The sequence below is a fragment of the Curtobacterium sp. Curtsp22 genome, from assembly GCF_059492135.1.
Window position 1 is genome coordinate 785,395 of sequence record NZ_CP168519.1, and the last position, 18,415, is coordinate 803,809.

General features: G+C 70.9%; 18 protein-coding genes. 1 reads left to right on the plus strand and 17 read right to left on the minus strand.

Going from position 1 to position 18,415, the window contains the following annotated elements; translation table 11 throughout:
* Positions 1 to 14: 14 nt before the first annotated feature.
* The 5 genes from ACEN8D_RS03750 to ACEN8D_RS03770 all read right to left on the minus strand — a co-directional run bounded on the left by ACEN8D_RS03750 (position 15) and on the right by ACEN8D_RS03770 (position 3,287).
* Positions 15 to 977, minus strand: a complete 963-nt coding sequence (locus ACEN8D_RS03750; protein WP_495601157.1) for a bifunctional riboflavin kinase/FAD synthetase — start codon at positions 975 to 977, stop codon at positions 15 to 17.
* Between the two features lie 8 nt (positions 978 to 985).
* Positions 986 to 1,429, minus strand: coding sequence for a hypothetical protein (locus tag ACEN8D_RS03755; protein ID WP_070416263.1), 444 nt, complete (start codon positions 1,427 to 1,429; stop codon positions 986 to 988).
* 79 nt (positions 1,430 to 1,508) lie between these two features.
* Positions 1,509 to 1,874 (minus strand): hypothetical protein, encoded by a 366-nt coding sequence (locus ACEN8D_RS03760; protein ID WP_413398915.1) that lies wholly within the window; start codon positions 1,872 to 1,874, stop codon positions 1,509 to 1,511.
* The gene (gene truB / locus ACEN8D_RS03765; protein ID WP_413398916.1) at positions 1,871 to 2,812 is read right to left on the minus strand and encodes a tRNA pseudouridine(55) synthase TruB; all 942 of its coding nucleotides are present in this window, start codon (positions 2,810 to 2,812) and stop codon (positions 1,871 to 1,873) included. Before truB ends, ACEN8D_RS03760 begins: the two co-directional genes overlap by 4 nt.
* A gap of 28 nt (positions 2,813 to 2,840) precedes the next feature.
* Complete coding sequence (locus ACEN8D_RS03770) at positions 2,841 to 3,287, minus strand: hypothetical protein (RefSeq protein ID WP_092386977.1); 447 nt, start codon at positions 3,285 to 3,287, stop codon at positions 2,841 to 2,843.
* Positions 3,288 to 3,339: 52 nt separating this feature from the next.
* Between ACEN8D_RS03770 and ACEN8D_RS03775 the strand changes: the two genes are divergently transcribed.
* Positions 3,340 to 4,251 carry an HhH-GPD family protein gene (locus tag ACEN8D_RS03775; protein WP_070416267.1) on the plus strand — a complete coding sequence of 304 codons (912 nt, stop codon included), beginning with the start codon at positions 3,340 to 3,342 and terminating at the stop codon, positions 4,249 to 4,251.
* 9 nt (positions 4,252 to 4,260) lie between these two features.
* Here ACEN8D_RS03775 and rbfA read toward each other — a convergent pair whose 3' ends face one another.
* From rbfA to ACEN8D_RS03835, 12 genes are all read right to left on the minus strand, one after another.
* The gene (gene rbfA / locus ACEN8D_RS03780; RefSeq protein WP_229085022.1) at positions 4,261 to 4,710 is read right to left on the minus strand and encodes a 30S ribosome-binding factor RbfA; all 450 of its coding nucleotides are present in this window, start codon (positions 4,708 to 4,710) and stop codon (positions 4,261 to 4,263) included.
* A gap of 89 nt (positions 4,711 to 4,799) precedes the next feature.
* The gene (gene infB / locus ACEN8D_RS03785) at positions 4,800 to 7,652 is read right to left on the minus strand and encodes a translation initiation factor IF-2 (protein WP_495601158.1); all 2,853 of its coding nucleotides are present in this window, start codon (positions 7,650 to 7,652) and stop codon (positions 4,800 to 4,802) included.
* A 75-nt stretch (positions 7,653 to 7,727) separates the two neighbouring features.
* On the minus strand, positions 7,728 to 8,045 hold the full coding sequence (locus tag ACEN8D_RS03790; RefSeq protein WP_309887000.1) for a YlxR family protein: 318 nt from the start codon (positions 8,043 to 8,045) through the stop codon (positions 7,728 to 7,730).
* A 66-nt stretch (positions 8,046 to 8,111) separates the two neighbouring features.
* Positions 8,112 to 9,107: a transcription termination factor NusA gene (nusA, locus tag ACEN8D_RS03795; RefSeq protein WP_070416270.1), complete on the minus strand. Its 996-nt coding sequence runs from the start codon at positions 9,105 to 9,107 to the stop codon at positions 8,112 to 8,114.
* 233 nt (positions 9,108 to 9,340) lie between these two features.
* Positions 9,341 to 11,092 carry a proline--tRNA ligase gene (locus ACEN8D_RS03800; protein WP_413398868.1) on the minus strand — a complete coding sequence of 584 codons (1,752 nt, stop codon included), beginning with the start codon at positions 11,090 to 11,092 and terminating at the stop codon, positions 9,341 to 9,343.
* Between the two features lie 59 nt (positions 11,093 to 11,151).
* Complete coding sequence (gene ispG / locus ACEN8D_RS03805) at positions 11,152 to 12,282, minus strand: flavodoxin-dependent (E)-4-hydroxy-3-methylbut-2-enyl-diphosphate synthase (protein WP_070419067.1); 1,131 nt, start codon at positions 12,280 to 12,282, stop codon at positions 11,152 to 11,154.
* A 74-nt stretch (positions 12,283 to 12,356) separates the two neighbouring features.
* The gene (locus ACEN8D_RS03810; RefSeq protein ID WP_413398867.1) at positions 12,357 to 12,917 is read right to left on the minus strand and encodes a cysteine hydrolase family protein; all 561 of its coding nucleotides are present in this window, start codon (positions 12,915 to 12,917) and stop codon (positions 12,357 to 12,359) included.
* Positions 12,914 to 14,359, minus strand: coding sequence for a purine-cytosine permease family protein (locus tag ACEN8D_RS03815; RefSeq protein ID WP_413398866.1), 1,446 nt, complete (start codon positions 14,357 to 14,359; stop codon positions 12,914 to 12,916). The genes ACEN8D_RS03810 and ACEN8D_RS03815 overlap by 4 nt, the downstream gene beginning before the upstream one ends.
* Positions 14,360 to 14,394: 35 nt before the next feature.
* Positions 14,395 to 15,729 (minus strand): M50 family metallopeptidase, encoded by a 1,335-nt coding sequence (locus ACEN8D_RS03820; RefSeq protein WP_175475889.1) that lies wholly within the window; start codon positions 15,727 to 15,729, stop codon positions 14,395 to 14,397.
* Positions 15,730 to 15,856: 127 nt separating this feature from the next.
* A complete protein-coding gene (gene dxr / locus ACEN8D_RS03825) occupies positions 15,857 to 16,942 on the minus strand; it encodes a 1-deoxy-D-xylulose-5-phosphate reductoisomerase (RefSeq protein WP_071296253.1) in 1,086 nt (361 codons plus the stop codon).
* Positions 16,943 to 16,944: 2 nt separating this feature from the next.
* Positions 16,945 to 17,916, minus strand: a complete 972-nt coding sequence (locus ACEN8D_RS03830) for an FKBP-type peptidyl-prolyl cis-trans isomerase (RefSeq protein ID WP_413398865.1) — start codon at positions 17,914 to 17,916, stop codon at positions 16,945 to 16,947.
* A gap of 6 nt (positions 17,917 to 17,922) precedes the next feature.
* Positions 17,923 to 18,399 (minus strand): OsmC family protein, encoded by a 477-nt coding sequence (locus ACEN8D_RS03835; RefSeq protein WP_070419068.1) that lies wholly within the window; start codon positions 18,397 to 18,399, stop codon positions 17,923 to 17,925.
* Positions 18,400 to 18,415 lie beyond the last annotated feature (16 nt).

Below are 18,415 nucleotides of genomic sequence, written 5' to 3' on the forward strand. Positions count from 1 at the left end.
TCGTCGGTACCTGGTCAGACGACGGCGGGGAGCCCCAGCAGCGTCCGGATGTCGCGGTCGTCCTGCCGCATCTGCTCGGCGAGCTCGTCCATCGAGTCGAACTTCACCATGCCCCGCACGTACGAGACGAACAGCACCGAGATCGTGTCGCCGTAGAGGTCGATGTCGACGTCGAGCAGGTGCGCCTCGATCTGCTTCGCCGGCACGCCCTCGAACGTCGGGTTGTTGCCGACCGAGACGGCGGCCGGGTACACCGTGCCGTCGTGCAGCACCCGTGCGGCGTAGACGCCGTCGGCGGGGACGAAGCCCTCGGACGCCGGGTCGAGGTTCGCCGTCGGGTAGCCCATCGCCCGACCGCGCTCGTTCCCGTGCACGACGACGCTCCGCACCGCGTGTTCACGGCCGAGCAGGCGCGCGGCCTCGGCGACGCGGCCGTCCCCGAGGAGCTCGCGGATCCACGTCGAGGACACCCGTCGCTCGCCGTCCGGCCGGACGTCGTCGACCAGGTCGACGTCGTCGATGAGCTCGACGGTGAAGCCGTGCTGCTCCCCCAGCTCGCGCAGGAGGGCGACGTCGCCGGCGCCCTTCGCCCCGAACCGGAAGTCGCCGCCGACGAACACGAGCTGGGCGTGCAGGGTGTCGACGAGGATCTCCGACACGAAGGCCTCCGGCGCCTTCGACTGGAGCTCGTGGTCGAACCGGAGCAGCAGGGTGGCGTCGACCCCGACGTCGTCGAGCAGCTCGCGCCGCTGGGCGATGCTCGTCAGGGCGGGCGGCACCTTGTCGGGGTCGATCACGTCGAGCGGGTGGCGGTCGAACGTCACGACCGTGGACACGAGGCCGTGCTCGCGCGCCGCACGCTCGAGGTGCGCGATGACCGCACGGTGCCCGACGTGGACCCCGTCGAACTTCCCGATGGTGACCGCACTCGGCCCGAAGCCCTGCGCCACGTCGGCGGTGTCGTCGTAGTACTGCACGTCGGTCCCTACTCGCCGGCCGGTACGGCGGACGGGGTCGTCTCGGTCGCGGTGGCGGTGCGGTGGTGCTTGCGGAGCCACCAGAGTCCGGCCACCGGCAACACCAGCGGCGCGAAGGCGTAGCCCATGCCGTAGTACGACCAGATGGTGTCGTCGGGGAACAGCTGCCGGTCGAAGAGCGACAGCGTGCCGATCACGAGCACGCCGGTCATCTCGAAGACGATCGTGACGCAGGCCACGCGGTACCAGAACCGACCCGGCACGATGAGGGCGATCATCGCGACGATGTACACGACCGCGGCGACGGCGCTGAGGGTGTACGCGAACGGTGCGAACGAGAACTTCTCGATGATCTGCACGACGCTGCGTCCCGTCGCTGCCAGCGCGAGGATGCCGTAGACGGCGATGAGGACGCGGCCGATGCCGGTCGCGAGGGAGGATCTGGTCGCCATTGCACCGATTCTACCGACGGCGGGCGGCCACGATGACGCACCACGACGAACGCGCAGTCGCCGAGGGCACGCGAGCGGGTCAGTTCAGGGCGAACCAGATCTGGTACATCCGGTAGACCATCACCGCGACCGTGAACGCACCGGCCCCGAGGACCACCGTGCTCCACTTCGTCCGGTCGATGAGCGCCCAGACGATGGTCGCCGGCGGGACGAGGAGCACCGAGACGGCGTACACGCCGAACTCGAGCGCGTTGCCGACCGGCGGGCGGCCCGTGGCCGGGAGGACGAGGGAGATCACACCCTGTGCGAGGAGCAGCAGCTCGATGAGCGCGAGCGACCCGACCGTGTAGTCGTTCGGCTTCCAACCGATGAACCCCACGACGACCGCGAAGAGCCCGGCGAGCACGGCGATGACGAGCTGCACCCACATGAACCACTCGATCACGCGCCCACCCCCGATGCCGTCGGGAAGTTGGTGATGACGCGCAGTAGTCCGCGTCGCACCGAGACGAGCCCGACGAGCCGGTCCCCCTCGGTGGCGACGGCCGCGACCGGGCCGTCGGTGTCCGGGTGGTCCGCCGCCACGCGCTTGCCGTCGGCGAGGTCCTTCGCCGCGGCCGGGTCGAGCGGCACGGACGGGAACAGGGTGCGGGCGACGTCGACCGGTCGGGCGAGTGCGGCCCGGACGTCGACGGACTCGTCCTCGAGGTCGATCGCGTCGTCGACGCTGAAGGGGCCGACCTCGGTGCGGCGGAGCGCGGTGAGGTGGGCGCCGGTGCCGAGTGCGGCGCCGACGTCACGGGCCAGCGCGCGCACGTAGGTGCCGGACGAGCACGACACGACGACGTCGAGGTCGATCACGGCCACGTCCTCGCCGTCGACGGACACGACGCGGTCGCCCCGACCGGTGACGTCGAACCGCGACACCGTCACGGTCCGGGACTGCAGGACGACCGCTTCACCCTTGCGCGCGAGGTCGTAGGCGCGGCGGCCGCCGACCTTGATGGCGCTGACGGTCGACGGCACCTGCGAGATCTGTCCGCGCTGCTCGGCGACGGCCCGCTCGACGGCCGCCTCGGACACGTCCGCCGAGGACGTGCCCACGGCTGCGGTGGGGGTCCCGTCGGCGTCGTCCGAGTCGGTCGAGACCCCGAGACGGATCGTGGCGGTGTAGGTCTTGCCGAGCCCGACGAGGTGCGTCAGGAGCCGGGTCGACGGGCCGATCCCGAGCAGGAGCAGGCCGGTCGCCATCGGGTCGAGCGTGCCGGCGTGGCCGACCTTCTTCAGGCCGAGCCGACGTCGGGCGATGGAGACGACCCGGTGGCTGGAGATCCCCTGCGGCTTGTCGACGAGGAGGATGCCGTCGGGCGCGGTTTCGAGCACCAGAGGAGATTACCAGCGCTCCGGCGACTCAGCAGGCGTCGTTCCACTCGCGACGCGGGTGCTCGGGGTCGGTGACGTCCAGCACCGCGGACGCGGCGATCTTGACGTCCGCGCGGCGTTCGAGGCGCCCGGACTCCTGCTCCACCCACAGCGACCAGCGCCAGAGTCGGTGGGCACCGTGCGCCAGCACCCCGTGTCCGTGCACCACGAGGATGCCGGGGCCCTCGCCGGTGGACCGGAACGGCGCGACGAGGTCGGCCCGCAACGCGTCGACGTCGCTCGACGGTGCGGCGGCGGCCATCGCGGACACCCCGTGCTGCTGGAAGCCGTCGACGAGCCCGGAGGCCACGCGTTCGAGGTCGACGCCGTCCTGTCCGTCGATGCCGACGACCGTCCGGTTCGTGCCGACCTGTGCGATCACCTCGGCCGCGATCGCGGCCATGGTGTCGGTCTCCTGGGGTGCCCAACGTGCCATGCACCCACCGTAGGCTGTCGTGGTGAACGTGAGTCGTGCCTCCAGTCCGAATGTGGACAACCCGACCCGTCCACAGGACGCGACCCGAGGAACGGACATCGCGACGCCGCTCATCGCGTGGTTCCGCGCCGAGGCGCGCGACCTGCCGTGGCGGCGCCCCGGGTTCCCCGCGTGGGGCACGCTGGTCAGCGAGATCATGCTGCAGCAGACCCAGGTCGCGCGCGTCGTGCCCCGCCTGGAGGCATGGCTCACCCGCTGGCCGACGCCTGCGGACCTCGCGGCCTCACCCCCGGCGGACGCGGTGCGTGCCTGGGACCGGCTCGGCTACCCGAGACGGGCGCTCGCGCTGCACGCGGCCGCGACGGCGATCGCCGAGCAGCACGACAACGTGGTGCCCCGGGACGTGGACGCGCTGCTCGCGCTCCCCGGGATCGGGGACTACACGGCCCGGGCGGTCGCCGTGTTCGCGTACGGCGACCGGCACCCCGTCGTCGACGTGAACGTCCGGCGCGTCCTCGCCCGCGCCCTGCTCGGCCAGGGCGAACCGGGCCCGGCGAAGGCGAAGCAGGACCTCCCGCTGATGGAGTCGGTGCTGCCGGACGACCGTGACGACGCCGCAGCGACGAACGCCGCGGTGATGGAGCTCGGTGCGCTCGTCTGCGTCGCCCGCTCCCCCGCGTGCGACGCGTGCCCGATCGCCGACCGCTGTGCGTGGCGGGCCGCTGGCTACCCGGAGCACGAGGGCCCACGCGCACCGAAGCAGGCGAAGTTCGCCGGCAGCGACCGGCAGGTGCGCGGGCTCATCATGGCGGAGCTCCGCGCGAGCGACGTCCCCGTCACGCGGGACGAGATCGAACCGGTGTGGCCCGACGCCGAGCAGCGGGACCGGGCGCTCGCGTCGCTCCTGCGCGACGGACTGGCCGTCGGGGACGACGCGAGCGGCTACCGGTTGCCCGAGGGCTGATCGGACGGGTCAGGCGCGCGCCGCGTCGGCGTCGTCCTCGTCCTCGTCGTGCTTGTACGGGTCGGCGTCGCCGGCGTAGGTCGCGCCGGCCGCGGCTGCACGGACCTGCTCGTCGCGCACCTGGGCCTGCACGAGCAGGTCCTCCATGTGCGCCGAGGTCTCCGGCAGGGCGTCGGCGATGAACTCGAGCGACGGGGTCAGACGAGCGGTGATGTTCTTGCCGACCTCGGACCGGAGCATCCCGGTCGCGGCCTTGAGCGCCGCGGCGGAGTCGGCACGCTCCTCGTCGGTGCCGTACACGGTGTAGAAGATCGACGCGTGCTGCAGGTCACCGGTCACACGGACGTCGGTGATCGTCACGAACCCGAGTCGCGGGTCGCGAAGGCCCTTGTCGAGTCGGCGTGCGACGACTTCCTTGATGCGGTCCGCCATCTTGCGTGCGCGCTGCGGATCGGCCATGGGTGCCTCCTGTGGAGATGTCTTGCTCTGGAACGGGGCTGGGCCCCGACCTCCCGTGAAGGAAGCCGGGGCCCAGGGTAGTCACGCGATCAGTCGCGCGGCTTCTCGACGAGCTCGGTGGTCTCGATCTCGTCGCCGATCTGGATGTCGTTGAACTTGCCCAGACCGATACCGGCTTCGAAGTCCGTGCGGACCTCGGTCACGTCGTCCTTGAAGCGACGCAGCGACTCGATGGCCAGACCATCGGCGAGCACCACGCCTTCGCGGATGACGCGCGCCTTGGCGTTGCGCGTGATCGTGCCGGAGCGGACGATGACACCCGCGATGTTGCCGAACTTCGAGGAACGGAACACCTCGCGGATCTCGGCGACACCCGACTGGACCTCTTCGTACTCGGGCTTGAGCATGCCCTTGAGGGACTGCTCGATGTCCTCGAGTGCGTTGTAGATGACCGAGTAGAAGCGCACGTCGATGCCTTCGCGCGCTGCACGCTCGCGGGCCTTGACGTCCGGGCGGACGTTGAAGCCGACGACGATCGCGTTGTCGATCGTGGCCAGGTCGATGTCCGACTCCGTGATCGCACCGACGCCGCGGTGCAGGATCCGGAGCTGGACGCTGTCGTCGACCTCGATGTCCAGGAGCGACTGCTCGAGTGCCTCGACGGCACCGGAGACGTCACCCTTGATGATGAGGTTGAGCGAGTCGACCTTGCCCTCTTCGAGTGCACGGGTGAAGTCCTCGAGCGAGATGCGCTTGCGGGCCTTGGCCAGCTGGGCGTTGCGCTCGGCGGCTTCACGCTTCTCGGCGATCTGACGTGCCGTGCGGTCCTCTTCGGTCACGAGGAACGTGTCACCGGCGCGGGGCACCGAGGACAGACCCTGCACCTGGACCGGACGGCTCGGCGTCGCAGCCTTGACCGCCACGCCGTTCTCGTCCGTCATCGCACGGACGCGGCCGTAGGCCGTCCCCGCCACGATGGCGTCGCCGACGTGCAGTGTGCCGGACTGGATGAGCACGGTCGCAACCGAGCCACGGCCCTTGTCGAGGCGTGCTTCGATCGCCACACCGCGGGCGTCCTTGTCGGGGTTCGCACGCAGGTCGAGACCGGCGTCGGCCGTGAGCAGCACGGCGTCCAGGAGGTCCTGGATACCGATGTTCTGACGAGCCGACACGTCGACGAACATGACGTCGCCGCCGTACTCCTCAGCCACCAGGTTGTACTCGGTGAGCTGCTGGCGGACCTTGGCCGGGTTCGCGCCTTCCTTGTCGATCTTGTTCACCGCGACCACGATCGGCACACCGGCCGACTGCGCGTGGTTCAGTGCCTCGATCGTCTGGGGCATGATGCCGTCGTCCGCCGCGACCACGAGGATCGCGATGTCCGTCACCTGCGCACCACGGGCACGCATGGCCGTGAAGGCCTCGTGACCCGGGGTGTCGATGAAGGTGATCGGGCGCTCGATGCCCTCGTGCTCGGTGACGATCTGGTACGCACCGATGTGCTGGGTGATGCCACCGGCTTCGCCCTCGACGACCTTCGAGTTGCGGATCGCGTCGAGCAGGCGGGTCTTGCCGTGGTCGACGTGACCCATGACGGTGACCACCGGGGGCCGCTGCTGCAGCACCGAGTCGTCCTCGTCGTCCAGCTCGGCTTCGAGGTCGATGTCGAAGCCCTCGAGGAGCTCCTTGTCCTCGTCTTCCGGCGAGACGATCTGGATCTTGTAGCCCAGTTCCTCGCCGAGGACCTCGAACGTGGCCTCGTCCAGCGACTCGGTCGCGGTCGCCATCTCACCGAGGTGGAACAGCACCGTCACCAGGTTGCCGGGGCTCGCGTCGATCTTGTCCGCGAAGTCCGAGATGCTCGCACCGCGACGCAGACGGACGACCGTGTTGCCGTCACCACGAGGGACCTGCACACCGCCGAGCGACGGCGCCTGCCGCATCTCGTACTCGGCGCGCTTCGTCCGCTTCGACTTGCGGGCACGGCTCTTGCCGCCACCACGACCGAACGCACCAGCGGTACCGCCACCGGGGCCACGACCGCGGCCACCGCCACCGGCGGGACGCGGGCCGCTGAAGGCCGGACGCGGGAAGCCGCCACCGGCACCACCGGCACCGCCCGGACGACCACCGGGGCCGCCACGACCGCCGCCACCCTGGCCCGGGCGCTGCCCGAAGCCGTTCGGACGGCCTGCCTGGCCGGGACCACCGGGACGCGGAGCGCCCGGACGGGGAGCACCCGGACGCGGCGGGGCCGGACGCGGGATGCCGTTGCCGCCACCAGCGCCGGCGGCGGGGCGCTGGCCCATGCCCTGGTTGGAGGAGTACGGGTTGTTGCCCGGACGCGGCGGGCGCGAGCCCATGCCCTGGCTCGACGCGTAGGGGTTGTTGCCGGGGCGTGCGCCCGGCTTCGGGCCACCCGGCTTGGGGCCGGCTGCGGCACCGGGCTTCGGAGCGCCGCCGGGCTTGACGGCGTCGCCCTTCGGCTCGGCTGCTGCGTCGGGACCGGCGTCGCCGGACTTCTCGGCAGCGGCCTTCTCGGCAGCGGCGGCCTTGCGAGCGGCCTCGGCCTCGGCCTGTCGCTGTGCGACGGACTTCGGGGCAGCCGGCGTCGGCACGTCGGCGGCGGGCGCCTGCACCTCGGGCTCGGGCTCGGGGGTGGGTGCCGGACGGGCCGGACCCGGGCGGGGGCCGCCGGGCTTCGGTGCGCCCGACTTCGGCGCCGCGGTCTTGGCCGGCGCGCTCGGGGTCTGTGCCGCAGCGGGCTTCGACGCAGAGGCGCCGTCAGCCTGCAGCGCAGCACGGAGCTTGCGCGCGACGGGGGGTTCGACACTGGAGCTCGGGCCCTTGACGAACTCGCCGAGTTCCTTGAGCTTCTCCATTGCGGTCTTGCTGTCGACACCGAGTTCGGATGCGATCTCGTGTACGCGTGGTTTTGCCACTGTTCTCCTTCACGGGTCCCACCCCGTGCAAGGGGCAGGACTCAATGGATGACGGGTCTCATTTCGAGCCGCTCATCAGTTGTCCATAAGCCGTTCAGCCTGTTCTGTCATGTCCTGGTCGCGTGCCTGTGGTTCGGGGCGCCGGAGCGCTTCGAGGTAGTCACGCACCGCGGACGTGTCCGGTTCATGATCGAGCCGGAGCGCCCGGCGGTACGCCTTGCGCTTGACGGCCTGATCATGTGCTTCGACGGTCGGGGTGAGCCACGCTCCCCGCCCCGGCATGACTGCCTTCGGGTCCGCCACGACACGACCGTCGCGCAGGGCGACGACACGGAGGAGGGAGGACCGGGGAGCACGACGGCGACTGCCGATGCATGTTCTGACGGGAACCACCTTACTCCTCCCTCTCGACGACCGCGATCCGGCACGCCCGGACCGGACGTGCCACGAGCGAAACCGTCAGTCCTCGCCGTCCAGGATCGAGTCCGGCTGGATGTCGATCCGGGCGCCCGTGAGCTTCGCGGCGAGGCGGGCGTTCTGCCCTTCCTTGCCGATCGCGAGCGACAGCTGGTAGTCCGGCACGAGGGCGCGGACGGCCTTCGTCGAGGCGTCGAGCACGAAGGCGCTCGTCACCTTGGCCGGCGACAGGGCGCTGGCGACGAACGAGGCCAGGTCGGACGAGTAGTCGACGATGTCGATCTTCTCGGCGCCGAGCTCCGTCGTCACGGCTCGGACGCGGGCACCGAGCTCGCCGATGCACGCACCCTTCGCGTTCACACCGGGCTCGTTCGCCTTGACCGCGATCTTCGTGCGGTGGCCGGCCTCGCGCGCGAGGGAGGTGATCTCCACGACGCCGGACGCGATCTCCGGGACCTCGAGGGCGAACAGCTTGCGGACCAGGCCGGGGTGGGTGCGCGAGACCGTGATCTGCGGACCCTTCATGCCGCGGCCGACGCTCGTCACGTAGACGCGCAGCCGTGCACCGTGCTTGTAGTCCTCGCCGGGCACCTGCTCCTCCGGCGGCAGGATCGCCTCGACCGTGCCGAGGTCGACGTGCACCATCTTCGGGTTCGGGCCCTGCTGGACGATGCCCGCGACGATGTCGCCTTCCTTGCCGCGGAACTCACCGAGGATCTTGTCGTCGCCGATGTCGCGCAGGCGCTGGTTGATGACCTGCTTGGCGGCGAACGCGGCGATGCGACCGAAGTCGCTGGGCTGGTCGACGGCCTCGCCGATCACGGTGCCCTCGTCGTCGCGCTCGGGCACGTAGACCGAGACCTCGCCCGACTTGCGGTCGAGCTCGACGCGGACGTCCGCGTCGACGGGCTCCTCGTTCTCGGTGCGGTGCTTCTGGTACGCCGTCAGGATGGCCTGTTCGATGATCTGGACGAGTTCGTCGAACGGGATCTCCCGCTCACGCTCCATGAGTCGCAGGACTGCGAGATCGATCTTCACCGAGGGCCTCCGTATTCAGATGAGTCGCTCCCGCGGATGGAACCGCGCGGAAGTCGGCGACCAGACTACCGCACTGCGGGTCACGGACCCGGCCGGACGACGGACGGGAGGTGGGCCCCACCCGCCGGTCCCGGCGCACCGCGCCAGCGGGGTGACGGCCGAGACGGGAGGGACGGTGCCAGCTGGCACCGCGCCTCCCGTCCGTCGTGTCGTCACGTCGGGGACGTGACCCGCTAGATCGCGCGGACCGCCTCGAGCAGCTCGGCGACCGGCACGTCACGGCGTTCGCCGCTCGCCCGGTTCCACAGCTCGACGACGCCGTCGGCGGCGCCGCGGCCGGCGACGACGACGATCGGCATGCCGAGGAGCTCGGCGTCGCGCAGCTTCACGCCGGGCGAGACCTTCGGACGGTCGTCGTAGAGGACCTCGAACCGCTCGCCGTCGAGCTCGGCGACGATCGACGTGGCCAGGTCGTAGGCGACCTCGTCCTTGCCGGTCGCGACGACGTGCACGTCGAACGGTGCGACGTTCTTCGGCCAGGCGAGGCCCTTCTCGTCGTTGTGCGCCTCGGCGAGGATCGCGAGGATGCGCGTCACGCCGATGCCGTACGAGCCCATCGTGACCGTGGCGAGCTTGCCGTTCTCGTCCTGCACCTTGAGGCCGAGCGCCTCGGCGTACTTGCGGCCGAGCTGGAACACGTGGCCGATCTCCATGCCGCGCGCGGTCTCGAGCGGGCCGGAGCCGTCGGGGGCCGGGTCGCCGGCGCGGACGTCGGACACCTCGGCGACGCCGTTGGCCACGAAGTCACGACCGGCGACGAGGCCGGAGACGTGCACGCCGCGCTCGTTCGCGCCCGTGATCCACGCGGTGCCGTCGACCACGCGGGGGTCGACGAAGTAGCGGATGCCCGTCGTGCTCTCGGCGCCGAGGACCTGCGGGCCGATGTAGCCCTTGACCAGGCCCGTGTGCTTGCGGAAGTCGTCGTCACCGGCGGGCTCAACCTCGGCCGGGGCGAAGGCCACCTCCGCGCGCTTCAGGTCGACGTCGCGGTCACCGGGGAGCCCGACGACGACGATCTCGCGCGTGCCGTCGAGGTGCGTCAGGGCGAGCACGACGTTCTTCAGCGTGTCGGCGGCCGTCCAGGGGGCGCCCTCGCGCGGGGCGATCTCGTTCGCGTGCGCCACGAGCGTCTCGATCGTCGGGGTGTCCGACGCCGGCAGGAGCACGGGTTCGGGCTGTCCTTCGATCGGCAGGGCGTCCGGCACCGGGGTGACGTAGGCCTCGACGTTGGCCGCGTAGCCACCGGCACTGCGGACGAAGGTGTCCTCGCCGACGCTGATCGGGTGCAGGAACTCCTCGGACTTCGAGCCGCCCATCGCGCCGGCGTCCGCCTCGACGATGACGTACTCGAGGCCGAGTCGGGCGAAGATCTTCTCGTAGGCGTCGCGCATGACCTGGTAGCTGCGCTCGAGGCCCTCGTCGGTGAGGTCGAACGAGTACGCGTCCTTCATGGTGAACTCGCGGCCGCGCAGGAGTCCGGCGCGGGGGCGTGCCTCGTCGCGGTACTTGTCCTGGATCTGGAACAGCGTGACGGGGAGGTCCTTGTACGAGCCGTACAGGTCCTTCACCAGGAGCGCGAACATCTCCTCGTGCGTGGGCGCGAGCAGGTAGTCGGCGCCCTTGCGGTCCTGCAGGCGGAACATGCCGTCGCCGTACTCGGTCCAGCGGTCCGTCGCCTCGTACGGCTCACGCGGCAGGAGCGCCGGGAGCAGGACCTCCTGCGCGCCGGCGGCGACCATCTCGTCGCGGATGATCGCCTCGATGCGCGCACGGACCTTCAGGCCGAGCGGCAGCCACGCGAAGATGCCCGGGGCCTGGCGACGGACGTACCCGGCGCGGACGAGGAGCTTCGCGCTCGTCACCTCGGCGTCGGAGGGGTCGTCGCGGAGCGTACGGAGGAACAGATGCGAAAGCCGTGTGACCACGGGGCAAGCCTAGCGGCGCGTGGGAGTGGGTGCGCCGCCGCCGGGGCCCCGCACCAGCTCTACGACGTGACGACGAGCGGCTTGCCGGTGCCGGCCGCCGGCCCCATCTCGTCGGCGAGACGGTTCGCCTCGGTGATGAGGGTCTCGACGATCTCGGCCTCGGGAACCGTCTTGATGACCTCGCCCTTGACGAAGATCTGCCCCTTGCCGTTGCCGGACGCGACGCCGAGGTCGGCCTCACGCGCTTCGCCCGGGCCGTTCACGACACAGCCCATGACGGCGACGCGGAGCGGCACGGTCATGCCCTCGAGCCCCTTCGTCACGTCGTTCGCCAGCTGGTAGACGTCGACCTGGGCCCGGCCGCAGCTGGGGCACGAGACGATCTCGAGCTTGCGCTCGCGGAGGTTGAGCGACTGCAGGATCTGCAGGCCGACCTTGACCTCCTGCGCGGGCGGGGCGGAGAGGGACACGCGGATGGTGTCGCCGATGCCCTCGGCCAGCAGGATGCCGAACGCCGTGGCGCTCTTGATGGTGCCCTGGAACTCCGGGCCGGCCTCGGTCACGCCGAGGTGCAGCGGCCAGTCCCCCGCCGCGGCGAGCTGCCGGTAGGCCTTCACCATGACGATCGGGTCGTTGTGCTTGACCGAGATCTTGAAGTCGTGGAAGTCGTGCTCCTCGAACAGGGAGGCTTCCCACACGGCAGACTCGACGAGCGCCTCGGGCGTGGCCTTGCCGTACTTCTGCAGCAGGCTCGGTTCGAGGGAACCGGCGTTGACGCCGATGCGGAGCGAGACGCCGGCGTCCTTCGCGGCCTTGGCGATGGCGCCGACCTGGTCGTCGAACTTCCGGATGTTGCCCGGGTTCACGCGGACCGCGGCGCACCCGGCATCGATGGCCTGGAAGACGTACTTCGGCTGGAAGTGGATGTCGGCGATGACCGGGATCTGCGACTTCTTCGCGATGATCGGCAGCGCGTCGGCGTCGTCCTGGCTCGGCACCGCCACGCGGACGATGTCGCAGCCGGACGCCGTGAGCTCGGCGATCTGCTGGAGCGTCGCGTTGATGTTCGTCGTCGGCGTCGTGGTCATCGACTGGACGGACACCGGCGCATCGCCGCCCACGAGCACCTTGCCGACCCGGATCTGCCGGGACTTGCGGCGCGGGCTCAGGGTTTCGGGGACTTTCGGCAGACCGAGGTTCACTGCAGGCACGAGGTGCACTCTACGCGCTCCCGGTGACGCCCAGCCCCGCGCACGCGTGATGCTCAGACGACGGTGATCAGCGGCGCGTAGAGCCGCATCGCCGCGAGGGCGCGCTCGTGGTCCTCGTCGCTCGCCCCGGCGCACGCGTCCGCCACGACGGTCACCGTCGCACCGGCGTCCGCGGCCGCCAGCGCGGTCGACAGGACGCAGCAGTCGGTGGACACCCCGACCAGGACGAGGTGCGGGTGCTCACCGGTGACGGCCTGGAGGCGCGTTCCCCACTTGCCGAAGCTCGTCTCGGTGACGACGGGGTCGCGTCGGTCCGCGGCGGCGGTCGCGAACGGCTCGGTCAGGTCCCAGAGAGGGTCGGTGTCCGGCACGAGCGCGAACGGCCAGTCGCGGTAGTAGGGCACCCAGGCGCCCTGCGGGTGCTCCGGGGCGACGAAGCGGGTGAAGACCGTGCGCCCGGTGAAGCGCGGGAGCAGCCGCTCGATCCCGGCGGCGGCGTGGTCGAAGCGCCCGGTGGCCCAGGGGCTCTCGCCGGTGAAGACCTCCTGCATGTCGACGACGACGAGCCACGCGTCGTCCGGTACCCCGGCGACGGCCGCCTCGACCGCGCTCATGCCTGCTCCTGCCGGCGGACGGAGCCGCGGGCGAACAGCAGGGTGCCGAGGAACCCGACGACGAGCGCCACGAGCACGCCGAGGTTCGCGTACGCCCAGGCGCCGGTGCGCCCGCCGAGGCCGAACGGCTCGAGCAGGTACCCCTGCCAGTTGAGCCAGGACGGCACGCCGTACGTGTTCGTCACCAGGCCCCAGCCGAGCGCGGTCCCCACGACGACGAGGCCGACGGCGAGCCAGCGCACGTCGCCGTACCGGCCACGGCGGTCCTCGAGCTCCCGCTCGGCGTACGGAGCCCGGCGGATCACGACGTCGGCGACGAAGATCCCGCACCAGGCGGCGATCGGCACGCCGAGCGTCACGAGGAACGCCTGGAACGGCTTGATGAACGAGTCGGCGAAGAACACCACGTAGACGGCGCCCGCCACCATGAACACGCCGTCGACCCCGGCCGCGACGGGCCTCGGGATGCGGATGCCGGCGCTGAGCAGGGCCAGTCCGGAGCTGTAGATGTCGAGCACCGCACCGCCGACGAGCCCGAGCACCGCGACGAGGGCGAACGGGATGAGGAACCACACCGGCAGCACGGTCGTCAGCGCACCGATCGGGTCGGCGGCGATCGCCGTGTTGAGGTCCTTCGACGAGCCGGCGAGCAGGACGCCGAGCACGACGAGCACGATCGGCGCGAGCGCCCCGCCGAACGTGGTCCACCAGACGACCCCGCGGGTCGAGGCCGACCGCGGCAGGTAGCGCGAGTAGTCCGCGGCGGCGTTCACCCAACCGAGGCCGAACCCGGTCATCACGAGCACGAGGGCGCCGACGACGTTCTGGGCGCTCCCGGCCGGCAGTGCGGCGATCGCACCGAGGTCGATCGAGGGCAGCGCGAGCACCACGTAGACGATCGTCAGCACCGCGGTGATGACCGTGATCCACGTCTGCAGTCGCATGATCACGTCGAACCCGGCGATGCCCGCACCGACCACGAGTGCGGCGACGACCACGAGTGCGACGAGCTTCGTCAGGACACCGCCGTCCCACCCGAGCTCCCGGAACACCGTCGAGGTGGCCAGGACCGCCGCCGACGCGAGCGCGGTCTCCCACCCGACGGTGAGGATCCAGCTGAGGAACGCCGGCAGCCGGTTCCCCCGGACGCCGAACGCCGCGCGGCCGAGCACCATCGTCGGTGCCGAGCCCCGTTTGCCGGCGATGGCGACGATCCCGCACAGCAGGAACGAGAACGCGACCCCGATGACGGAGACGATCGTGGCCTGCCAGAAGGAGATGCCGAACCCGAGGACGAACGAGCCGTACGACAGGCCGAGCACCGAGATGTTCGCGGCGAACCACGGCCAGAAGAGGTCCCTCGGACGTCCCTTCCGGTCGGACTCGGCGATGACGTCGGTGCCCTGCCGCTCGACCGTGCGGACTTCCGGAGCTGTGCTCATGTGCGAAAGCGTAGTGCGCGGCCGAGACCTCGTCGCTACCCGAACAGGTTCACGGGGCGCACGATGTCGGCGTAGATGAGCAGTGCGCTCATGCCCGCGAGCAGGACCACGACGACCATCGTCAGCGGCATCGTCTTCGCGAGGTCGATCGGCCCCGGGTCCGCCTTGCCGACCAACTTGAAGGAGCGGCGCTTCACGGCCTCCCACAGGGCGCCGGCGATGTGGCCGCCGTCCAGCGGCAGGAGCGGCACCATGTTCAGGACGAACAGGCCGATGTTCAGCGAGGCGAGCAGCCCGAGGATCGTGTACGCCTTGTCGACCACCGGCACGCCGCTCATCGACGAGACCTCGCCGATCGCGCGGCCGACGCCGACGACCGACACCGGGCTGTCCTGCGACCGCTCCTGCGAGCCGAACGCCGCGTTCCACACCGCGACGAGCCGCTGCGGCAGGTCGATGATGAGGTGCGCCGACGCCGAGATCTGCGCCCCGGTGGCCGGCAGCACCGCGGCCGGCGACTGCCGCACGAGCGACTGGCCGATGCTCACGCCGACGACGCCGACCTGCTGCGTCTTCGTGCTGCCGTCGTCGTTCTTCGCGACCGTGCCGTCGGCGGTGTAGACGTCCCGCGTGGCGGTCGTCGGCGTGATGTGCAGCGTCTTCTCGGCGCCGTCGCGGGACACCACGACGGTGACGTCCTCGCCGGCGGACCGCTGGAAGACCTCGGAGACCTGGGCGATCGTCGGGTCCTGCTTCCCGTCGACCGAGAGCACGACGTCGCCCGACCGGATGCCGGCCTGCTTCGCCGGCGAGACGGCGTCCCCGGGGGTGCACGTCGTCGCCTGGCTCGTCGGCAGCACGCAGTCGACGCTCGACGTGAACGTGGTCGTCGGCGCACCGAACCCGACGAGCAGCACTCCGAACAGCACGATGCCGATCACGAGGTTCATCGCCGGACCGGCGACCATCACGATGATCCGCTTCCACGGGGTCAACCGGTAGAACGCACGCGAGTCGTCGCCGCCGGAGTCCGCGATCTGCTCGGCGCTCGCCTGCCGTGCGTCCTGCACGAAGGCGCCGTACATGCCCGTGTTCGTGATCGCAGTCGGTCGCCCGGACGCCCGCGGCTTGAGCATGCCGACCATCGAGATGTAGCCGCCGAGCAGGATCGGGCGGATGCCGTACTCGGTCTCGCCCCGCCTGAACGACCAGATCGCCTTGCCGAAGCCGAGTGAGTACTGGGTCACCTTGACGTTGAACAGCTTCGCGAAGGACAGGTGCCCCAGCTCGTGGAGTCCGATCGAGACCAGCAGGCCGATGATGAAGACGACCACGCCGAGGACGAAGAGCAGGACGGATTCGACGGTCACCGGGAAAGGGTACGGGACGGTTCCCATGACCGAGCCGAGCGCACCCTGGGAGGTGCGCCGCGCCTCCTGGACCGCCCGGTCCGTCTGCTCCCGCAGCCGTGCTGACGGACGGGAGGCGCGACTCGCCTCAGCGGGAGAGCATGCGGTCGGCCGCGGTGCGCGCCCAGCGCTCCGCTGCCAGCACGCCCTCGAGGGAGGGGTCCCCCGCCGTGTGCTCGTCGACCACGCGCTCGACCGTGTCGACGATGTCGAGGAAACCGATCGCTCCCGCGTGGAACGCGGCCACGGCCTGCTCGTTCGCCGCGTTGAACACGGCCGGGAACGTGCCCCCGAGCTGCCCGACGCGCTTCGCGAGGGCGACAGCACCGAAGGCCTCGTCGTCGAGGGGCTCGAACGTCCAGGTGCTCGCCGACGTCCAGTCGAGCGGCACCCCGACGCCCGGGACCCGGTCGGGCCACGCGAGACCGAGGGCGATGGGCAGCCGCATGTCCGGCGGCGACGCCTGTGCGATCGTGGAGCCGTCGACGAACTCGACCATCGAGTGCACGATCGACTGCGCGTGCACCGTCACGTCGATGCGGTCGTAGGGGACGCCGAAGAGCAGGTGGGCCTCGATGACCTCGAGGCCCTTGTTGACGAGCGTCGCGGAGTTCGTCGTGACCACGAGCCCCATGTCCCACGTCGGGTGCGCGAGCGCCTCGGCCGGGGTGACGTCCGTGAGGTCCGCGCGCGACCGCCCGCGGAACGGGCCGCCGCTCGCGGTGAGCACGAGCCGGCGGACCTCGTCCGTCGTGCCGGAGCGGAGCGCCTGGGCGATGGCGGAGTGCTCGCTGTCGACCGGGACGATCTGGCCGGGTGCCGCGGCGGCCTGCACGAGCGGGCCGCCCACGATGAGGCTCTCCTTGTTCGCCAGCGCCAGCGTGGCGCCGGACTCGAGCGCGGCCAGGGTGGGGCCGAGGCCGACCGACCCGGTGATGCCGTTGAGGACGACGTCGGCCTCGACGCTGCGGACCAGGCGTTCGGTGTCCGCGGCGCCGAACGCGGTGTCACGGACGCCGAAGCGTTCGGCCTGCTCGGCGACCACGGTGCGGTTGCTGCCGGCGGTGAGGCCGACGACCTCGAAGCGGTCGGGGTTGCGGGCGACGACGTCGAGTGCCTGGGTGCCGATCGAGCCGGTGCTGCCGAGGATCGCGATGCGCCGCTTCTGGCGCACGGTCAGCCCTTGGCGAGGATGTCGACGACGAAGACGAGCGTGGCGTTCTTCGGGATGCCCGAGCCCTCCTGCGGGTTCGCGCCGTAGCCGTCCTCCGGCGTGACGACGATGAGGACCTGCGAGCCGACCTTCTGGCCGACCAGCCCGGTCACGAAGCCCTTGATGAGCGAGCCCTCGGAGATGGTGAAGGTCGTCGGGACGCCCTTCGACCACGAGGAGTCGAACTCCTTGCCGGTGTCGTAGACGACGCCCTTGTACTGCACGAGCGCGGTGTCGCCGTCGGCGATGACGTCGCCGGTGCCCTGCTTGATGACCTCGGGCGTGGTCTTCGACGGTGCCGCGACGCCCTTGGGGATCGTGATCTCCGGCTCGCCGTCCGCCTTGTCCTGCACGGTCGGGAGCTTCGGGTCCTGCTCCTGGGCCTTCCCGGTGGCCTTCGTCGGGGTCTGCGCCACGACGTCGGCGACGACGACGATCTCGCCGCCGGTGTTGAAGCCGAGCGCCGACGACTGACCGACCGCCGCGACGCGGTCACCGACCTTCGAGCACGCCAGGAGGGCGCCGAAGCCCGAACCGCCCACCGAGAGGACCTGCGGGTTGCCCTGGTCGAAGCCGACCGTGCCGAGCTTCTTCGCGTCCGACGCCTGGTACACGCTGTACGAGACCTGCGCGTAGTCGCCCTCGTCCAGCGAGGCACCCTTGCCGCGCACGACCGTGCTCGCCTGGGGCTTGCTCGCGGTGAGGCCGCCCGTGAACTTCACCGTCGGTGCCGTGCTGCCGCCGAACGCGCCGGACACCGTGATCGCCTTCGACGCCGAACCCGGGTCGGGGCAGGACGTGATGGCCGCGGCGGTCGCGCTCGACGACGCACTCGGGGTGGCGGTCGAGTCGCTCGACCCGGATCCGGAGCACGCGGCGAGTCCCAGCACGACGGCGGGGACGAGGGCGATCGGGAGGAGACGCAGACGCTTCACGAGGACCTAGTCTGCCGCACGGACCTTGGTGTGCGGGACGTGGTGCACAGGAAAGGCCACCGAGCGTGCGATGAAGCAGAGGCTGTTCGCAGTGGCGTGCGCGGCCTCGGCGTCGGCGACGCGGTCCGCCTCGAGGATGGTGACCACCGGGTGCAGCGTCGCCTCGGTGAGCTCCCCGGAGCCGTCGCGGTTGAGGTTGAGGCTGGCCGTGGCGCGGTCCTCGTAGTCGACGACGGTGAAGCCCTCGGTCACGGCGACGTGGAGGTAGCTCAGCATGTGGCACTGGGCGAGGGACGCGACGACGAGCTCCTCGGGGTTCCAGCGGTCGCGGTCCCCGCGGAACGTCGGGTCGGCGGAGCCCTCGATGCCGTGCTTGCCCGCGGCGCGGACGTCGTGGTCGCGCCCGTAGTCGCGGTAGCCGCTCGTTCCGGTGCCGCGGTCGCCGGTCCAGTGGACGGAGACCTCGTAGGAGTGGTCGGACACGGTGGGCTCCTCACAG